Below are 18,803 nucleotides of genomic sequence, written 5' to 3'. Positions count from 1 at the left end.
GTGTACTTTTTATCTACAGGTTATCTTCACTCCGGTTTTGCTGCCGGGCTTTCAGGTCATCCCTGACACTCCCCGTCCATAAAGGCACTCCTGAACGGTAGGCTGCCCTGCCGTTGAGGTGTCCTGCAACCGGAGAGGTAATGAATACGAATACTATTGCCAGCAGCAGCTTAATGCTGAATGTCCCGTCTGCGAACAGAAAGTAAACAAACGCTCCCCCCAGTACACACAACACCCCGAACGTTGCACTTTTGGTAGCCGCATGTGAACGCAGGTAGACATCAGGCAGCCGGACTAAGCCGAACGCACTGAGTCCGCAGAAAACCGCGCCCATCAGCACGAGAATTTTACCAAGCACTTCAACGATCATTCTGCTCACCCGCTTCCTCTTCTATCACAACGCCGCGCTCAATATATCTTGCCAGGGCAGTGGTTCCAATGAATGTTAGAATTCCAATAACCAAAATTATCTCCAGGAAATCCTGTGTATCCAGCAGCATGCATACCACTGCGATTATGGCCAGTACATGAATGCCGATCGTATCCAGTGCAGCAATCCGGTCAGAGCGGGTAGGCCCTTTCAGCAGCCGGAACAGGCAGGCAAGCAGTGCGAGGGCCAGAATGACCAGGGCAGCCATTAATATCGGCTGGTTCATCCGCGGGTCACCTCCATGATCGTTTGCTCAAAGCTTCTTCTGATTTGCAGTGCCATCTCCTCGGCATCCTTAATATCAATGGCGTGGATATAGAGGATTTTGTTATTTGCCGAAACATCGAGTGTTAAGGTTCCCGGTGTCAGACAGATCAGACAGGACAGCAGGGTGACCTCCCACGCTGAGGACAGCTTGGTCTCGTAAGCAAATATCCCGGGGCGTATAGCCAGTTTTGGCCGGATTATGTGGCCGATGACTACAAAGTTCGAAACCGTCAGCTCCCGGATAAAAATAAGCATCAGCTTCAGCACCGCCCATAAGCGCCTGAGATAAAACGGGCGGTTCCGCAATCTCCTCAGGAACAGCAAGATAACGACACCCAGCAAATAGCCGATGATGAAGCTTGAGACAGAAAGATCATTATTAATGAACATCCACAAGAAGGCAATCAACAGGTTAAGCAGGATTTGCAGGAACATTCCCTCTACTCCTTCATCACGGATTCAATATAAAGTGCCGGGGTGGCCAGAACTTCACCGGCTTGCGATACATAGGTATATACGGCCTCTGATTTAAGGCCCATCATTATCACGAGCAGCAGCAGTACGGCCGCCACGGCTGAAGTTCCTTTCATGCCTGCCCTTGCCTTTGGCACTACGATCTCAGGATCATCACCCCAAAAGGCCAGCCTGAATACTTTGATCAACGAGTACAGCACGAGAAAGCTTGAGCCGAGCGCGATAAGCGAAAGCATAAGCATACCGGCATCCAGGGCGCCCCGGATAATAAGCAGCTTACCGGCGAAGCCGCTCAGCGGGGGAATCCCGACCAAAGCCAGTGCAAGTATAAAGAACATCCAGCCGAGCAGCGGATACCTTCTGATCATTCCGCCCATGCCGGCCAGCCGGTCGGTTCCCGCAGCCGTAATAATCATTCCTCCGAGAATAAACATGAGTGCTTTCGCCAGCATATCGTGCAGCAGATAGAACACTGCACCATTCAGGGAATCGGCGGTCCCCGCAGCCAAACCGAAGGCCACAAACCCCACACTGATAATGACATTGTAGTTCAGAATCCGCGGAATATCCTTGTAGGCCACCGCTCCGATTCCGCCCAGGATCATTGTTGCTGCGGCCATCCAGGCAATCCAGTCTCCCGTAAAGCCCGGGTCGTTCACAAACAGCAGGGTAAAGGTACGGATAATAGCATACAATCCCACCTTGGTCAGCAGCGCTCCGAACAACGCCCTGACTGCAGACGGAGGCGCGCTGTATGAGCCCGGAAGCCAAAAGAACAGGAATAGTCCCGCCTTCAGGGAAAAGACAATGAGAAACAAAATGGCAATTACGTTCAGCACGCCGTTCTGGCCCGCTTCCGCAATCCGCAGGGACAGATGGGCCATATTGAGCGTTCCGACCGCAGCATAGAGATATGCAACTGCAGCAACGAACAGTGTTGACGAAACAATGTTAATCAGCAGATATTTAGAGGTTTCGCGCAGCTGAAGCCGGGTCCCTCCCAGTGAAATCAAGGCGTATGACGAGATCAGCATAACCTCAAAGAACACGAACAAATTGAAAATGTCACCGGTCAGGAACGAGCCGTATACCCCTACCAGCAGAAAATGAAAAAAAGAATAATAATAAAACCGCTCACGCTCTGCTCCAATACTGGAGAAGGAATACAACAGGATGGCAAAGCTGACAAGTGATGCCATCATGACCAGCAGCACGGCAAACATATCACCTACAAACACAATTCCGTAGGGCGGAGCCCAGCCCCCCATCTGCAAGGTCTGTATGCCGTCAGAATGTACGCGTTGCACTAAAAATACGGATATAAAAAGATTCAGTAAGCCGCTGGCAGTACTGATTCCGCGCTGCAGCCGGATCTTCTCCTTAAAGAAAATCAGAATAACTGCAGTAGCCAGAGGAATCAGTACAGGCAGCACCAGTAAATTACTCATTCCTTCTCCTCCTTGATGCTGTCTATTTCATCCGTACCTAAAGTCTGATAAGACCGGTACGCAAGCACAAAGAAGAATGCCGTAACGCCAAAGCTGATTACAATCGAGGTCAGGATCAATGCCTGAGGCAGCGGATCTACGTAAGTATCTGCTGTACCGCCCAATACAGGCGCCGCGCCTCTCTTAAGTCCAGCCATGGTGAGAAGCAGCAAATGAACACCATGTGTCAGCAGGGATGTTCCCAGCACAATGCGCAGCAGACTCTTTGACAGGATAAGATAGATGCCTATAGTGAATAAAATGCCTACCGCCACAGCCATCAGGAGCTCCATTGCTTATCCCCTCCGATCGATAAAATAATATTCATGGTGACACCGACCACAGCCAGGTACACTCCCAGGTCAAAGAGGACCGCTGTTGCAAGCTCCGTATCTCCGAGCAGAGGCAAATCAAAGTGCCCGAAGGCATGGCTCAGAAAAGGTGCTCCAAACAGAAAGGAGCCCGATGCGGTAAGAATGGCCAGCAGCAAGCCGGTTGCTGTAAGAAGACGGTAATTTACAGGAAGAGCCTTGCGGACCTGATCCATTCCGAAAGCGATCGTCATCAGGACAAGCGCCGCAGAAGTCATGAGCGCACCGATAAAGCCGCCTCCCGGATGATTGTGGCCTGCAAAGAACAAATAGAATGAGAAAACAATAATAATAAGGACAATCCCCTTGGACATCGTCTGCAAAATCACATCATTACTCCGCAGCTGCCGCGCAGAGGCGTTTTTAATGTCCGGCTGCCGAAGAGCAACAGGGTCCATTTTCAGCTGGATCAGACCAAAGATGGACAGTGAAGCAATACCAAGTACCATAATCTCGAACAAGGTATCAAATCCGCGGAAATCCACCAGGATGACGTTGACGACATTTTTTCCTCCGGCCGAGCTGTAGCTCTCCTTCAGAAAATATTCCGAGATCGGCTCAAAGGGGCTGCTGCCCATAGCAGCAAGGGCTATCAGCGTTACTGTAATACCGCCTCCCAGCGCAATAATCAGATTAGGCAGCTTGAAGCGCAAAGGCTCCTTTTGCTGCTTCAGCTTCGGCAGATACCGGAAGCAGAGCAGGAACAGTATGACAGATACGGTCTCTATGATCATCTGTGTAAGCGCAAGGTCGGGTGCCCGGAAGAGTACAAACAGAAGTGTGACCATATAACCGGTCCCGCCGGTGAACAGAATGGCATTAACGCGCGACTTGGCAAAAGGCACGGCAAATGCCGCCAGAAGCATCACCGCTACTACGGCTGTTTCATAAAAGGATAAATCGGCATATTGCCCCATTCCGAAGTGTACTCCCTGCTCCGACAGCAGAACAGCCAGCAGAGAGACTACCAAAAAGCTGAAAATGTACAGCAGATAATGACGGTTGGAGCCTGTCATGTAAGCATCAGTCATACGTTTTGAACCACGTTCAAGCAGTAGCAGGGATCCATCATAGACCCTGTTGAGAATGTTGCGTCCAGGTGCTTCACGATCCTGCACCTTAAGGCGGCTGTAGCCTATAAATAACAGGATTCCGGCAGCAATTACGCCTAAAGTCATAAAAATTTCCGGAGTAAAGCCATGCCAGAAATGAATGGATACTTTAAAGGCTTCGCCTGAACCAAGCAGCCCGGTATGGATTGAAGCAAGCGCCGGTTTAATCAGCGGATCTGATACGAGCCCCGGGAAGAAGGCAAACACGACAGCCAGTGAAATTAAAATCACCGGGGACAGTAAAAGCCCAAGCGGGGCCTCGTGCGGAACTTTATCCAGCTTCTCCTGCCGGAGCTTGCCGCCAAAAGCTTTGAAGACGAAAATCATGCTGTATACAAAGGTAAAAACACTGGCAATCCAGGCGATAACGGGAAAGAGCTGTATCCAGTAAGCCGAACTGAGGATATCAAACCCGCGGATATTCAGAACGGATGTAAAAAACATTTCTTTACTAAGGAATCCGCTGAACGGCGGCAGGCCCGCCATGGAGAAGGTCCCGATAACCGCAATGGAAAAGGTAACCGGCATCAGCGACATCAGTCCTCCCAGCTTGCGGAGATCACGGGTTCCTGTCTCATGGTCAATTATGCCTACAACCATAAACAGACTGCCTTTGAAAACGGCATGGTTGATAAGGTGGAAGACTGCAGCTGTCGTAGCCATAGTATAGAAGGCAGCTTCTCCAGTTCCGGTAAAGAAGGCTGCAGCAGAGCCGAGCCCCAGGAGAGACATAATCAGTCCCAATTGACTGATAGTCGAGTAAGCCAGCAAAGCCTTGAGATCGGTTTGGCGGATAGCTTTAAATGATCCGTAGATCAGAGTGACCAGACCCGTCAGCGAGACAATCCAGAACCATTCGGCTTGCCCTGCAAATAACGGAGTGAGCCTGGCCACCAGATAGATCCCGGCTTTAACCATAGTAGCTGAGTGAAGATAGGCACTGACCGGAGTCGGCGCTTCCATCGCGTCAGGCAGCCAGATATGGAAAGGAAACTGGGCAGATTTCGTGAAAGCACCCAGCAGAATAAGCAGCATAGCCGGGATAAACATAGCATGGTCTGCCAATCCGCCGGCCTGGGCTATAATTTCACGGATGCTGTAAGTGCCGGTCATTACATACAGCAGATTGAAGCCGGCAAACATCGCCAGTCCGCCGAATACGGTAATCAGCATTGACTTGAGCGCCCCGTAGGAGGATTTTTCCCGGCGGTGCCAGAACGCGATCAGCAGGAATGAGGATATGCTGGTAAGCTCCCAGAATCCGTAAAGGACAATCAGATTATCCGACAGCACGACACCCAGCATTGCCCCCATGAACAGCAGCAGATAAACATAGAACTGGCGGATACCCTCCGTCTGCTTATTCAGATAATAGATGGAATACAGAATAACCAGTGTACCCATCCCGGTAATCAGCAGGACAAAGAGCAGACTGAGTCCATCCAGAATCATGGTTAAATCCACCCCGAAGGAAGGCATCCATGAATAGCTGTCCTTTAGAAGCTGCCCTGCCTGAACAGGTGGAATCTTCGTCAGGAAATAGATAAAAAGAGCCGCCGGCAGTGGCAGAACGAGCCAGCCTAAATGAAAGCGGGAGCTCTTGTTAATCAGCAGCAGCAGTAACGCCAATAAAAACGGAAGCAAAATAATAGTGAACAACACGGCTCAGCAGCCCTCCTTTTGTGATAGTTTAGCTTAGTGCGGCTTCACCCATTCATTTTGCACAATCCGCAAATACTGCGCCTCACCGTCTGTGACGATTTTAAACAATCCGGTGTTAAAGTCGGTGTGAAGCTCGCGGAAGAAGACACCCTTCAAAACATTGACATTGCTGTCTTCAGCACTTTCTGCGAGGACATAACGGTCTTTGCTTAATGCAAGATAAGCCTTAACCCCTCTCTCATGCGTTTGCTCAAGCAATTCAGGATAACGCTGCACAGCCACAATATGAAGATCAATCGGGCCCAGCAGCTCCAGCAGGTCATTGATAAAATTCCCCCGGGTAAGTCCTTCCCAAAAGGTCTGACCTGATTGCCCGATTATAATCTGCGTAATGCGGTTCTCGCGCGCCGTATCCGCAATGACCTCAGACACGCTCTTGCCGTTGCCGTCACGGATAACAAACTGTCCACCGGCAGCTTCTGTAAGGCTCTTCCAGCCTGAAAGATATTGCTGCTTCTCCCGGTTGTATTCATTGTCTCCCAGTGCGCCCACTGTAAGTACAATTAACGGCGCCTGAAGCAGCCCTGCCAATTGGCTGCCCCGCTGAATCAGCCTTTGCCCGTGGGGACCATAATGTACACAGACCATAATGCTCTCCTTGCTTATTTCCACCGCACGGCCTCCCTTAAAGTAAATTTTTACCAGAAAAGCAACACAAAAAGAGCCCGCTGTTGGCAGGCTCCTCCGGTTTACTGCGTATACAATTAAAGCTATTATATAGTTCTCCGCGGGGAATGTAAAGCAATAACCGGTTAGCTCTTTGCTTCAGCCAGATTCATCTCCGCGCACATCAGCAGGAAGCCACCTACGCCGTGCAGATCATTTTCGCTGGTCGGGCGGGCGATGTAGTGCTCATAGCCGCCGATGCCGGTTCCGATGCAGATGTTGCCAATACGCACATAACCCTCATCATCAAACTTCAGGGTGTCGATTACCCCCTGATACCCTTTCCACGCATACTCCATGTAGCTTTCATCGAGGTAGCCGAAGCGGACAGCCTTGGCAATTGCATGTACATAAAGGGCGGTGCAGGAATTTTCCAGCCAGTTGTCCGGACGGTCAGTCTTATCCGTCACCTGATACCACAGTCCTGTGGCCGGGTCCTGGAATTTGGTCAGGGCAATCAGCAGGTCCTTCGTAATCTCCGCCAGCCGTGTCTTGTCCTTATGGTCCTCAGGCATATATTCGAACATTTCCAGCAGCGCGACAGGATACCAGCCGATGGCCCGTCCCCAGAACTCCGGTGCACGGCCTGTCACGGGATCAGCCCATGCGGCCTTTTTGCTGGCGTCCCAGCCGTGAAACAGCAGGCCCGTTGCTTCATCATAGGTATGCTCATGCACAAGCAGCGCCTGGAACGTCATCATGTCGGTGTACTCCGGCTGGTCGAAGGTCTTTGCAAACATGGCAGCAATCGGACCTGCCATATAAAGCCCGTCCAGCCACATCTGGTTAGGATAATGGCCTTTATGCCAAAAGCCGCCCTCCTCGTTAACCTCCCAGCTTTTCAGCAGCGGGACCAGAGTGAACAGCGCCTTTTTGTAGCGTTCGTCTCCCGTTTCCTTATACAGATTGAACAGCAGCACACCCGGCTGGATATCATCCAGCTGCTCACGGTGGAACTCCTTAATGCTGCCGTCCGGCTGCACCTGGGAATCTACCCAACGCTTGATATAGTCAAAATACTTACGTTCGCCGGTCTGCTGCCACACCTTCTCCATACCTGACAGAAATACGCCCTGATGATAGTGAAAATAGTTCGGCGGCAGTTGCTCCGGTTCAAATTCGTGCATCAGCGCCTCACAGGCTTTTTCTCCCCAGCCTATAGGGGTTAGTGCTGTTTTTTCGGTCATGAGCGGTGCTCCTCCTCGGATTCAATTCCTTTTCAACCCGATAGTAACACAGCAATCTGCTCATTTTTTGCGGAAAAGGCGTAATCCTTCTTATATCTTGCGATGTTATTAACACGCTTACCCGTTCAAGGCAGCTTCCGGTAAAATAACGGCGGCTGACCGGTCACCTGCCGGAAGACTCTGCCGAAGTGGCTCACACTGCCGAATCCGACCTTGCGCGCAATTAAATGAGCAGGCAAACCGGTTTCTGCCAAAAGCCTGATGGACTCCTTTACCCGTACACTATTAACGTATTCCACAAAAGTAAAGCCCGTAGCCTTCTTGAAGCACACGCTCAAATAATACGGGCTGATGAAAAAGCGTTCCGCAAGCAGCTGCAGCGACAGCTTCTCCATGTAATTCTCATTGATGTACCGGACCACGCCGGACATCCGTTCATGCATCGGGCTGGGGTATTCAGCCGGCTCCTCATCGTCTCCTGTCATTCTGCGGCAGCTGAACAAGATCAGCTGCTGAATAAGCGTAAGCACAAACAGCTCAAATCCCGGCTCCCCCCGCTGAACCTCGCCGATGATTCTTCTGGCCAGCTCATCGGTATACAGCCGCTCCTGCATGCTGCACCGGACAATCCGGTAGTCCGTCCCCAGCAGCGGAGCAAATACTTCCCTGCCGCCCTCCCCGCCAGGCAACATCAGATCCCTGCGGATGTTAACGATCAGCCGTTCATGCTGGGGCTCTGCTGCATTCGTCGTGCGGTGAAGCACATGGGGAGACACGATCATCACCTCCCCCTCCTGAATCTCCATTGTCCGGTCACGGATGAAGAACTCTCTTTTGCCGGACAGCAAATAGTATATTTCATAGGTAGAATGGAGGTGGAAGACCGGCATATTATGAGACTCCGCCTGACGGTGGGTCAGCTCAAAGGCTCCGTCCAAACTGCTGAATTTCAGCTCACTCACGCTTGATTCCCCCTCTGGCAGAGCTCGGATTAGAGATGATATAACTTCTATATAGCTTAACGTAAGCGCTTGCGTTATTCCACAAAAAAGTCCCGGACCGGAAGGCTCCGGCCGGGACTTTACAGCAGCGTTACTTATAAAGCTTCATCATATTGTCCAGCGCACAGGTTATCCGTAGGTTTGCTTTGATTATTAATCAAAGCAGGATTCAATTAAACAAGACCCTGTCCTTTGGATTCCGGCAGGGTCTTATTCTTATCCAATTATGCATTCCGTCTGTATGCACGAACCGCGAACAGATAAGCAACAACCAGGATTCCCGTACACCACGCCAGAGCGGCCCATATGTCAGTGCCTACCGGCTGGTCAGACAGCAGGTTGCGGATGGCTTCGACAATAGGGGTCACCGGCTGATTTTCGGCAAATACACGCACAGCTTTGGGCATCGAGTCTGTCGGCACAAAGGCCGAGCTGATGAAGGGCAGGAAGATTAGCGGATAGGAAAAGGCGCTTGCGCCTTCCAGGGTTTTGGCGGATAATCCGGCGATGGCTGCGATCCAGGTCAAGGCCAATGTAAACAGCACAAGTATACCTGCTACAGCCAGCCAAGCCAGAATCCCCGCCGGAGAGCGAAAGCCCATAAGAAGGGCAACGAGAATAATAAGGGCAACTGAAAGGATATTGGACACCACTGAGGTCAGCACATGCCCCCACAGCACAGCGGAACGGGCAATCGGCATAGAGTTGAACCGTTCGATAATGCCGCGCTGCTTATCTAGGAACAGCCGGTAAGCCACGTATGCCACACCGCTGGCTATCGCCATAAGCAGGATGCCGGGCAGCAGGTAGTTAACATAATTAGCTGCACCTGTTTCTATAGCACCGCCAAACACATAGACGAACAGCAGCATCATGGCGATTGGAGTGATACAAACGGTGAGAATAGTGTCCATACTGCGGACAATATGGCGCATCGAACGGCCGAGCATCACACTCATGTCGCTGAAAAAATGGTTTTTTGCCGTCTCCATCAGATAGCCTCCTTGTTACCGGTAATTGCGAGGAAGATTTCCTCTAAGGTCGGCTGCTTCTCAACATATTCTACCTTTGCAGCCGGAAAACGCTTTTTCAGCTCTGCCAGTGTTCCGCCCGCAATAATCCGCCCCTCATGCAAAATGGAAATTCTGTCAGCCAGCTGCTCTGCTTCTTCAAGATACTGGGTGGTCAGGAATACTGTCGTGCCGCCTGCAGCAAGCTCCCTCACGATCTTCCAGACCTCTATCCGGGCCTCCGGATCAAGACCGGTGGTTGGCTCATCGAGAAAAATGATCTGCGGCTTCCCGACAAGGCTGAGGACAATATCCAGTCTGCGGCGCATGCCGCCTGAATACGTAGACGGCTTGCGGTCAGCAGCATCTGATAAGCCGAAACGGTTCAGCAAAGCTTCAGCCACTTGCCGCGGCTGGTCCAGATGCCGCAGCCTAGCGATCATAATCAGATTTTCCCGGCCGGTGAGCATCTCGTCTACGGCGGCAAATTGGCCGGTCAGACTGATTGCCTGCCGCACCTTCCCGGGCTCTGACATAACGTCAAAGCCGTTAACGGCCGCAGTGCCCCCGTCCGGTCTGAGCAGTGTGGCGAGAATTCTGACTATCGTCGTCTTACCTGCGCCGTTACTGCCCAGCAGGGCGAAAATCTCACCCCGCTCCACTTCAAAATCGACCCCTTTTAACACTTCTGTATGCTTGAAGGCTTTGCGCAGGCCCTGCACTTGAATTGCTTTTCCCATTACGGTATCCACCCTTCACTTCAGTTTATCCGTTGCCTCTTTCATTGCTTTGGCTGTCCTTTGGTCAACCGCCTCCTGGTAAAGGTCAGCGTAGGTTTTGGAATCCTTAATTAGCTCGTCACAGAAGGCCGCAACATCTTTGCCGGTCACTTCAAGCACGCCTTTTCCTGAGGCAGCGCCCTCTTCAAACAGATCAACAATTCCCGAGAGCAGCTCCATCCCTTCACCAAGCACCACCGGACTGACCTTCATGAGATACTTTTGCAGCTCCTTATAGACAAACTGGTAATCCTGCGGGAGTGCCTTAACACGCGCCATATGCGCCTTCCACTCTTTTCTGCCCTCGATCATATCCCGTATGCTCATGTTATTTCCTCCTATTTGCCTAATTTTTTGGCTATGCTATTGTTAAGCTGCTCGCGCCACTTGTCGCGTTGAGATTTTGCCCCTTCTTCGCCGGCCAGCGCTGCACAGAAGCCTCTGATGTCGTCACCCAAAACCTCCTGGACACTCTGGCCATCCGCTGCCGACACCTCCAGCAGGCCAACTACTCCGTCAAAGATCGGCATGAGATTACGGCCGGTGAAATCGGAATGTGCCCAAAGATTTTGCTGGATAGCTGCCCATGCCGCCTGATAATCCGCAGGGAGCTCCTTTACCCGAATTTCATAAGCTTTGAATTCTTTTGTCATGTCCCTGCCGGTTACCTTTTCCCACAAATTCATTCCGCTCTCTCCTTTAACTCGCTCATTTTTGATGATACGAAGGCCCATTTGTCCCAGAACCTCTGCAGCTCCTCACGCCCTGCAGCATTGATGGCGAAAAACTTCCGCGGCGGCCCCAGCTCGGAGGGCTTCTTGGTGGTCTCAACCAGCTTGTTTTTTTCAAGCCGGACCAGGATCGTATAAACCGTTCCCTCCACAACATCCGCGAAGCCGAGGGCATTCAGCTGCCGTGTGATTTCGTAGCCATAGGTATCCTTGCGGCTTATAATTTCCAGGACACAGCCCTCAAGCACGCCTTTGAGCATTTCTGTCAGGTTATCCAATGTAATCATCCTTTACTATTCTGTATGACTGGTATGCAGTATTACTTAGTACTACTATAAAGTATCACTAAGTAGTGTTGATGTCAATAGCCAGCTTCCTAAAAATAGAAAACCCGCGCTATGCGCGGGTTCTTAAGGAGCTATGCTATTGTCCTTTAACAATCTTAGTTATGAGGAAGCCTTGATACAACCCTAGGCGCTCTGGACTGGTTTCTTGCGGATGCTTGTAAGTTCAAAGGCCTCTTTGGGAATCCCCATCTCTTGCGCCCTCTTCTTCTTGATCACCATGGCTTGCTGCAGGCTGGTAGCCTGAAATTCAATGGTAGTGCCGCGCGGATCCTCAAATGCATAGTAGCTTTTTTTCTTGGACATTCACACCGGGCCTCCTAATCCTGTACACGAATCATTTTTTGGTAAATCACCCTGATAGTGTGTGCCTCAACCTTAGGAACTATGCGTATATGTTCAGCAAAGAGCCTGAGCATTTGAGGCTGCTGCCGCCGCTCTCCAGCCTCCGCTTGCTGTAATGTTCGATGCATGCTCTACGGCATACGCTTCGCACAGAAATCCGGATACATGCCGCCCGTCCGCCAGCTCAATTTTGCCGATGCCCAGCGGGGCCGGGATCATGGCTGTGAATGCTCCAAAGGATGCTGCAGGCATGCTCCATAGCTCGAGTTCAATCGAAGCTCCGGCTTGAGGCACACGGATAAGACCGGGCTTGGCGGGTGTAGTCGGGAGCTTATATAGCTGATACATGGGGGCTGTTTGTGCTTCCTCCAGGAACTCAGCTCCCAGGCCAAGCATTTGCCGTTCCAGCGGCATGCCGCGCATATGAAGGCCGCAGACCGCGACTGTGATGTCATCCGGCTGGCTGGAGAACAGACGGGCCGCCGCTCCAAGATTCGCCTCTTCCTCAGGCACTGTAAACAAAGTAATGCCGAAAGGCAGCTTCTCCTCAGCCTCACCTGCGGGAACGGAAACGGCGCTCAGATCAAGCAGGTTGCAATGATTAGTGTAGAGTCCCATCTTGCTGTTGGTTATAACCGGATCGGCAGTCACCTGCCCGCGTGTCCAGGTTCCGCCTGCTGTCGGCAGCACCAGTACAGCGCCTCTAAGCATGCCGTGGACCAGTCTGCGGATCCCGGCAATCCGGTGCTGTGAGCGGAACAGCGAAGCTGCGGTAAAGTCCGGCTTCGCACCGGACCGGAGAATGCTCTCCGTGACAGGCAGGGCAGCACCCGGATGGCTTTCAATAAAATCCGCCAAATCTGCCCACCGCTCTGCAACCCATGGTCCTTCATACAGTTGAGCTGCCGCTTCCTGCAGGAGACTGACATCCGTTTCCTGTACGTTCATCCCGGAGTCCCGCAGATTTTGCTTCGTAAGCTCCCAGGCTTGCTGATAAGCAGCTGCGTATGGGCCAAAGAATTCCAGCGGCCCGGACGGGACAAGCCATATCTCAGGAGTTACCGCACGCCCAAGCGGACGATCAGCAGAATAAGGGTCTGACGGAAGGAGTCCGCGCACCTGCCGGTCAACGGCCTCTGCATCCTCTATCGTTTGGGCAAACACGGTAACACAATCCAGACTGCGGCAGGCCGGGATTACGCCCGCTGAAGGCCAGGCGCCGACTGCCGGCTTATAGCCGACCAGCCCGTTCAACGCGGCCGGAACTCTGCCTGATCCGGCTGTATCGGTGCCGAGTGCGAACGCAGCCTGGCCAAGCGCAACAGCCACTGCCGAGCCTGAGCTGGAGCCGCCGCTGATCAGCTCGGGCCTGAGCGCATTATGTGTTGCTCCGTAAGGGCTTCTCGTGCCAACGAGCCCTGTAGCAAACTGGTCCAGATTGGTTTTTCCCACCGGGATGGCTCCTGCCGCAACGAGCCGCTCTACCACAGCCGCGTGTCCCTCCGGCTCATAGGCATACTCCGGGCACCCGGCCGTCACCGGCCAGCCCGCGACCTCAATATTATCCTTAACGGCAAAGGGGATTCCCCATAGAGGGAATTGCTGCGGGTCCATCTCCTGCAGGCGCTCCAGGTACGGCACGAGCCGGTCCAGCGCAGGCGGCACAATCCAGACGGCCTTATCCTTATCCCTTATCGAACGCTCAACGATTACGGACATCACCTCTGATAAAGTGAACCGGCCGTTCCGGTAGCCCTTTTGTAGAGCACCGATGGTTAGCTTTGACGGTACATTCATTACGCTCATGATGCCGCCTCCTCTTGTTCCGGATAGATGGCCGCGATAAGGTCGCCTGCCCGGACCTGGTCCCCCGGTGATACAAACACATTTGCAATAATACCGGCGAACGGTGCCGTCTGAGGGAACTCCATTTTCATACTTTCTTCTATTATAATAGTCTCGCCCTTCTGCACCCGCTGGCCCGGCCCGGCGATCACCTTCCACACGCTTCCCGGCATCAGGCTGTTAATACCTGAGCTGCCTTCAGGAAGCACATTAACAGCCTGACCAGCCGCTGCTTCCGTTTCAGCCAGATGCTCGGCGATCCCCAGCTCCTTCCACAGCTCCCGCTCCTGCTGGAAGGCAGACTGCTGCGAGCTGCGGAACTCCGCAGCTTCCTGTTCAAAGGAATCAAGCCAGGCGAGATATTGGCCCAGATTAAAAGTAGTCTCTTCCACTTGAACTGTATAGGCTCCGCGCGGGAAGTCTTCCCTCATCTGCAGCAGCTCAGCCTCTGACACGGGATAGAAGGAAATCTGATCGAAGAAGCGCAGCAGCCATGGCTTGCCGGATTCAAAATTCGCGGTCTCCCTGAACTTGTTCCACATTTGCACTGTCCGGCCGACGAACTGATATCCGCCAGGCCCTTCCATGCCGTACACACAGAGGTAAGCACCGCCGATCCCGACCGAGTTCTCGGGAGTCCATGTGCGGGCGGGGTTGTATTTAGTTGTGACCAGACGATGACGCGGATCAAGCGGGACAGCTACAGGCGCACCCAGGTACACATCTCCAAGGCCCATAACAAGATAGGAAGCATTGAACACAACCTCCGCGACCTCGTCGATGGATTCGAGTCCGTTCATCCGGCGGATGAATTCCAGATTGCTCGGACACCAGGGAGCATCCGGTCTGACGTTCTGCTGGTAGCGCTCAATGGCAAGCTGCGTGGCCGGATCATCCCAGGACAAAGGAAGCTTCACTTTGCGCGAAGGCACCTCGATCGTATCCAGCGGCGGCAGACTCAGGTCGATATCGAGGACAATTGCCGCTGCTTCCTTTACTGTAATCTTCGTCCGGTCCAGATGAATCTGCAGGGAGCGGATGCCCGGTGTCATCTCGATATACGGAATTCTGCCATTGTCCTTAACGGCCTGCATCAGCACGTAGACCTGGAACCGGTACAGCAGATCCAGCTCGCGGTCCCCGTATTCTACGAGGATATTCTCGTCGCCGGAGCAGCGAATGGCGATTTTGAAGCGGCGTCCCTGTTCCTCAAAGGCAAGCAGCGGCATATATTGCCCGCTTGACTGTTCGGGCAGTGCTGGAATCTTAAGCTCTTCTGTCACGCTATGTTCTTCACCGATTTCATTTAAAAAGAGCTCCTGTGCCAGCCTAAGCTGCTCGGCCTCCTCAACAGTGATCAGCTTAAAGCAGACTTTATCTCCCGGACGCAGCTGGCCGATCTTCCATAGCTCCGCGGAAGCCGTGGTCACCGGGCAGACAAAGCCGCCCAGACTCGGGCCGTCGGGACCGAGCAATATCGGCATATCGCCGGTTAAATCCAGCGCCCCGATTGCATAAGCATTGTCGTGGATATTGGAGGGATGCAGCCCCGCGTCCCCTCCGTCCTCCCTGGCCCAGAGCGGTGCCGGTCCGATGAGCCGCACTCCGGTGCGGGAGCTGTTGAAATGCACCTCCCAGACGGTTCCGGTCAGCTGCTCCAGGTAGGCCGGCAGCAGATACTCCTCCGTGCAGTGCGGTCCTGGGATAACACCGATAGCCCATTCCCGGCAAATATCCGGCTGCGACACTTCAGGAAGCGGACGCACCGGTACCGGACGGTTCAGCGGTGCGGCCGGGTTAACCCTGAGGACGCAGCCCGGACGCAGGGCTCCGCCGCCGTAACCTCCGAAGCCGCCCAGCGTAAAGGTCGAGGCGCTGCCGAGCGTCAGCGGCAGATCGAAGCCGCCGGCGACGAGCAGGTAGCTGCGCATACCGAGTGCAGACTCGCCGAGTGTCAGTACAGCTCCGGCTGAGGCTTGCACCGGCGTGTACGGCGCAACCGGCCTGTCGTCCAGACGGGCATCCATATCCGCCCCGGCCAGGACGAACCGGATGTCTCCGCGGAACCGGTAGCTTCCGCCGCGGAGCGTCATCTCAAGCCCGGCTGCCTGCTCACTGTTCCCGAGCAGCCGGTTTCCCATCCGGAACGCCAGCGTATCCATCGGGCCGGACGGAGGAACCCCGATGTCCCAGTAGCCGGTCCGTCCGGGATAATCCTGCACCGTGGTCTGAACGCCGCCGTCCAGAACCTCTATTGCATGTTCAGCAGGACTATAGCCGCCCAGCATATTCGTAAAGACCCGGCCGGCGCAGAAATCTTCTGTCCCGAGAAAGGCTGCAATATACGCCTGATTGGTAGTAATCCCATACACACGCAGCTGCTCCAGGCTGGTAATCATCGCTTGAATGGCCTCGCCCCGGGTATCCGCATGTACGATCAATTTCGCCAGCATCGGATCATACAAGGTTGTTACCTGCAGTCCCGGCTGGATCCAGGTCTCTACCCGCGTGCCTTCCGGCCATATAACTCCGTCGATCCGGCCGTCACTGGGCCTGAAATCATGATGGCAATCCTCCGCATACAGCCGCACCTGCAGGCTATGGCCCTGCGGCTTGTTCACTCTTTCCTGCAGCTGCCCAATCCCGCCGGAAGCCTCAAGCACCATCCATTCCACAAGGTCAGCTCCGAATACCTCTTCAGTTATCCCATGCTCCACCTGCAGCCGGGTATTGACCTCGAGGAAATAATACTGGCCTGTGGCGGAATCATAAAGAAACTCTACGGTTCCGGCGTTGCGGTAATTCGCTTCTGCTGCCAGCTTCCTGGCACTCTCATGCATCGAACGGCGGGTCTCCTCCGCCAGCAGCGGGGCAGGCGTCTCCTCAATGATCTTCTGGTTCCGGCGCTGGACCGAGCAATCCCGCTCTCCGAGAGCGACCGCATTACCGGCCCCGTCTCCGAAAATCTGCACCTCGATATGACGGGCACGGGCGATATATTTTTCCAGGAAAACACCGCCGTCATTGAAATTTGCCGCTGCAAGCCTGGTCACGGAATTAAAGGCTTCTACTAATGCCTCTTCACCGGAACAGATCCGCATTCCTATTCCGCCCCCGCCGGCTGTACTCTTAAGCATAACCGGGTAACCAATCTCCCCTGCCTTCATAACAGCTTCCTCCAGATTGCTGATCAGTCCGGTTCCGGGAAGCAGCGGGACACCCGCCTGCTCTGCGATCGCTCTGGCCGTATGCTTTAAGCCGAACAGCCTGATGTTCTCCGGGTCAGGGCCAATAAAGGCAATCCCGTTCTCACTGCACGCTTCGGCAAAAGCAACATTTTCGCTGAGGAAGCCGTAACCGGGATGAATCGCATCCACGCCGGCTTCCAGAGCTTTGCTAAGAATGAGCTCCGCATTAAGATAGCTCGTTTTCGCCGGACCTTCACCAATAAGCAGGGCTTCATCTGCCTGCTCCACATGCAGGCTGTCGCGGTCCGTCTCCGTATAGACGGCTACAGAAGCGATCCCCATTTTTCGGAGCGTCCGGATGATGCGTACGGCAATGACACCGCGGTTAGCAATCAGCACCTTTTTAAACATGGTCATTCCCTCCTTTGCCATCCCAGATCAGCACCTGTGCCGGAGTCGGATTATAGGCATTGCACGGATTGTTAAGCTGCGGACAATTGCTGATGAGCACCGTAACCGGAGCCAGGGCGGTCAGCTCCACATAACGTCCCGGGCCTGAAATACCGTCGGCAAAAGTCAGCGCCCCCTCAGGGGTAACCGGCACGTTCATGAAGAAGTTCACGTTAGGAGCAAGATCACGCTTGGAGTATTCCGGGCGGCCTGACAGCATCAGCATGAACGTATCCCGGCAGTTATGCATCGGCAGCGTATCATGGGAATAACGTACCGTGTTGCTCTGGGCAGAGCAGGCTCCTCCGATCGTATCGTGGCGGCCGCAGGTATCTGCCGTAATTTTCAACAGCCCGCGTCCCGATTCTGCCAGCAAGACAGAGCCCGTTGTCAGGTACAGATTCTGCTGGCTGGAAATGGTCCTGATTGCGCTGTAATGGTCGCCCGGTTCATCTGCCGAATAAAACAGGGTATCCACTGCCTGATTGCCCTCCAGATCCACTATTCTTAAAATCTGTCCCGGCAGCAGATCATGCAGCCAGCCTTCTCCTGCAGGAATCGTCTTGTTATAAACAGCATCGTCTGGATTAAGTACGCTTAACGCCGGTTCGAAAGAATAGGTTGTCATTACAGATTCGCCCCTTTCAGTAAGGTATGTACATTCCAAGTGTTCTCAAAGGCTCTCCGGTTCTCGGGACAATGTGTAACACAGACATCATCCTCCGTAACAGCTTCCGCATCTGTTACCTGAACGAGGATGGACGAATCCGGATATTCAGAGCCCGGGTCCAGCGGGTTAGGCGTATTGGAGCATACCAGCAGGACATCACTTTCTGTACGGAGCGTCACTGACCGCCCGGCGGCCTGCTGCTGAACATAGTGCATAGAGCCGTCAAGCTCACAAATCACCTTCGAGAAAAAGTTAACCGGCGGCAGCAAGTCACGCGCCAGCAATTGGTTGCGGTAGAGCTCGACGATCAAATTTTCCTCACCGCTGCGGTACCATTCATTCCGCTGGTTCTGATAGCGGGTCAGCCCGTATTTTCCGTCGGTAGCCTGCCTGGTTGAGTACCCGCCTAAAGGATCATGCCAGCCGACCGAATCCTCAATGATAGAGGCAAGCACCTTGCCCTGATCACTCATCAGCACATTGCCTGCTGTCAAAAAAGCGGTATGCTGCGCCTTGAGCGTATCCGGCATGTTGTACCGTTCCGCAGGCTGCCACGCATCGAACAGGAGTGTGGACAGATTGGCGCGGTCATTATGGGCAGTCAGCGTGATTAATTTCCCTCTGGCAATGCGTCCGGACCATTTACCTCCGGCTTGAATGGTGAATGTAAGCATGATGATTCCTCCTTGATTATGAAAATATAAAAAAGCCCGGGAGAAGCTTC

The 18,803-nt window shown here is 53.4% G+C and carries 19 protein-coding genes; all 19 read right to left on the bottom strand.

Going from position 1 to position 18,803, the window contains the following annotated elements:
- Nucleotides 1–13: 13 nt before the first annotated feature.
- On the bottom strand, nt 14–370 hold the full coding sequence (mnhG, locus tag R70723_RS11820; RefSeq protein ID WP_039872219.1) for a monovalent cation/H(+) antiporter subunit G: 357 nt from the start codon (nt 368–370) through the stop codon (nt 14–16).
- Nucleotides 360–656, bottom strand: coding sequence for a Na(+)/H(+) antiporter subunit F1 (locus tag R70723_RS11815; RefSeq protein WP_039872218.1), 297 nt, complete (start codon nt 654–656; stop codon nt 360–362). The genes mnhG and R70723_RS11815 overlap by 11 nt, the downstream gene beginning before the upstream one ends.
- On the bottom strand, nt 653–1,132 hold the full coding sequence (locus tag R70723_RS11810; protein WP_039872216.1) for a Na+/H+ antiporter subunit E: 480 nt from the start codon (nt 1,130–1,132) through the stop codon (nt 653–655). Before R70723_RS11810 ends, R70723_RS11815 begins: the two co-directional genes overlap by 4 nt.
- Before the next feature lie 5 nt (nt 1,133–1,137).
- Nucleotides 1,138–2,619 (bottom strand): Na+/H+ antiporter subunit D, encoded by a 1,482-nt coding sequence (locus tag R70723_RS11805; protein WP_039872214.1) that lies wholly within the window; start codon nt 2,617–2,619, stop codon nt 1,138–1,140.
- Nucleotides 2,616–2,951, bottom strand: a complete 336-nt coding sequence (locus R70723_RS11800) for a Na(+)/H(+) antiporter subunit C (RefSeq protein WP_039872213.1) — start codon at nt 2,949–2,951, stop codon at nt 2,616–2,618. Before R70723_RS11800 ends, R70723_RS11805 begins: the two co-directional genes overlap by 4 nt.
- A complete protein-coding gene (locus tag R70723_RS11795) occupies nt 2,939–5,803 on the bottom strand; it encodes a Na+/H+ antiporter subunit A (protein ID WP_039872212.1) in 2,865 nt (954 codons plus the stop codon). The genes R70723_RS11800 and R70723_RS11795 overlap by 13 nt, the downstream gene beginning before the upstream one ends.
- 33 nt (nt 5,804–5,836) lie before the next feature.
- Nucleotides 5,837–6,475: a universal stress protein gene (locus tag R70723_RS11790; RefSeq protein WP_231574869.1), complete on the bottom strand. Its 639-nt coding sequence runs from the start codon at nt 6,473–6,475 to the stop codon at nt 5,837–5,839.
- Between the two features lie 140 nt (nt 6,476–6,615).
- Nucleotides 6,616–7,716 (bottom strand): glycoside hydrolase family 88/105 protein, encoded by a 1,101-nt coding sequence (locus R70723_RS11785; protein ID WP_039872210.1) that lies wholly within the window; start codon nt 7,714–7,716, stop codon nt 6,616–6,618.
- 125 nt (nt 7,717–7,841) lie between these two features.
- On the bottom strand, nt 7,842–8,678 hold the full coding sequence (locus R70723_RS11780; protein WP_039872207.1) for a helix-turn-helix domain-containing protein: 837 nt from the start codon (nt 8,676–8,678) through the stop codon (nt 7,842–7,844).
- A gap of 263 nt (nt 8,679–8,941) precedes the next feature.
- A complete protein-coding gene (locus R70723_RS11775) occupies nt 8,942–9,709 on the bottom strand; it encodes an ABC transporter permease (protein WP_039872206.1) in 768 nt (255 codons plus the stop codon).
- Nucleotides 9,709–10,467 carry an ABC transporter ATP-binding protein gene (locus R70723_RS11770; RefSeq protein WP_039872205.1) on the bottom strand — a complete coding sequence of 253 codons (759 nt, stop codon included), beginning with the start codon at nt 10,465–10,467 and terminating at the stop codon, nt 9,709–9,711. The genes R70723_RS11775 and R70723_RS11770 overlap by 1 nt, the downstream gene beginning before the upstream one ends.
- Nucleotides 10,468–10,482: 15 nt before the next feature.
- Nucleotides 10,483–10,833, bottom strand: coding sequence for a DUF1048 domain-containing protein (locus tag R70723_RS11765; RefSeq protein ID WP_039872203.1), 351 nt, complete (start codon nt 10,831–10,833; stop codon nt 10,483–10,485).
- 11 nt (nt 10,834–10,844) lie between these two features.
- The gene (locus R70723_RS11760; RefSeq protein WP_039872201.1) at nt 10,845–11,192 is read right to left on the bottom strand and encodes a DUF1048 domain-containing protein; all 348 of its coding nucleotides are present in this window, start codon (nt 11,190–11,192) and stop codon (nt 10,845–10,847) included.
- Complete coding sequence (locus R70723_RS11755) at nt 11,189–11,497, bottom strand: PadR family transcriptional regulator (RefSeq protein WP_269322741.1); 309 nt, start codon at nt 11,495–11,497, stop codon at nt 11,189–11,191. Before R70723_RS11755 ends, R70723_RS11760 begins: the two co-directional genes overlap by 4 nt.
- Nucleotides 11,498–11,707: 210 nt before the next feature.
- Nucleotides 11,708–11,887, bottom strand: a complete 180-nt coding sequence (locus tag R70723_RS11750; protein WP_039872199.1) for a hypothetical protein — start codon at nt 11,885–11,887, stop codon at nt 11,708–11,710.
- Between the two features lie 93 nt (nt 11,888–11,980).
- Complete coding sequence (locus R70723_RS11745; protein WP_039872198.1) at nt 11,981–13,732, bottom strand: allophanate hydrolase; 1,752 nt, start codon at nt 13,730–13,732, stop codon at nt 11,981–11,983.
- Nucleotides 13,729–17,370: an urea carboxylase gene (uca, locus tag R70723_RS11740; protein WP_039872197.1), complete on the bottom strand. Its 3,642-nt coding sequence runs from the start codon at nt 17,368–17,370 to the stop codon at nt 13,729–13,731. The genes R70723_RS11745 and uca overlap by 4 nt, the downstream gene beginning before the upstream one ends.
- A complete protein-coding gene (locus R70723_RS11735; protein WP_039872196.1) occupies nt 17,363–18,037 on the bottom strand; it encodes an urea amidolyase associated protein UAAP2 in 675 nt (224 codons plus the stop codon). The genes uca and R70723_RS11735 overlap by 8 nt, the downstream gene beginning before the upstream one ends.
- Nucleotides 18,037–18,753 carry an urea amidolyase associated protein UAAP1 gene (locus R70723_RS11730; RefSeq protein WP_039872194.1) on the bottom strand — a complete coding sequence of 239 codons (717 nt, stop codon included), beginning with the start codon at nt 18,751–18,753 and terminating at the stop codon, nt 18,037–18,039. Before R70723_RS11730 ends, R70723_RS11735 begins: the two co-directional genes overlap by 1 nt.
- Nucleotides 18,754–18,803: the final 50 nt, after the last annotated feature.

Origin of the sequence: Paenibacillus sp. FSL R7-0273 (genome assembly GCF_000758625.1) — a bacterium.
GTDB lineage: Bacteria > Bacillota > Bacilli > Paenibacillales > Paenibacillaceae > Paenibacillus_AQ.
This window is presented reverse-complemented; position numbering and strand designations above follow the sequence as displayed.